1 protein-coding gene is annotated in these 426 nt (G+C 61.3%); it reads right to left on the bottom strand.

Annotation, left to right across the window (positions count from 1 at the left end):
* A partial coding sequence (locus QWI17_RS03270; RefSeq protein WP_302721071.1) for a hypothetical protein occupies nucleotides 1–375 on the bottom strand: 375 nt, incomplete at its 3' end.
* Nucleotides 376–426 lie beyond the last annotated feature (51 nt).

Raw genomic sequence — 426 nt, 5'->3', positions numbered from 1 at the left:
ACCAGCACGCACTACTTCATCAGGGAAGTCCGCATCCCGGCCCCGGATAAAGTCCGACACCAGGCTACCGAACTGGTCATAAGCCTGGGCCTTTTGGTGCCACTTGAAGCCGTTCGCTTGGAACCATTTCTGGAACTGCGGAAGCGAGGCTTTCTTCATCTGTGTGGCCCAGCCCTCAGCCCACTTCGTGGTGTCATCCCAGGCGTTAGGCCCGACCACGGAATGGTCCTTGTAGCCGATGGATGTCCCAAACAGCTTGGAGGCCAGCGAGCGTACTGCCGAGGGTGCCTCAGCTTTGCCCAGCTTGTTCTCCAGGCCCAGGCCCCAGCCGAACACTTCGGGGATGTTCGCGGCCTTGGCGGCCTCGGTGTCCACATGGACTTGGGTGGACGGGGCTACAGTTCTGCGCACCACTCCACCGTTGCC

Origin of the sequence: Gilvimarinus gilvus, from assembly GCF_030518155.1 — a bacterium.
In the GTDB taxonomy this organism is placed as follows: Bacteria; Pseudomonadota; Gammaproteobacteria; order Pseudomonadales; family Cellvibrionaceae; genus Gilvimarinus; species Gilvimarinus gilvus.
The sequence above is the reverse complement of the archived record's forward strand: the minus strand, read 5'-3'. Positions and strand labels throughout refer to the sequence as shown.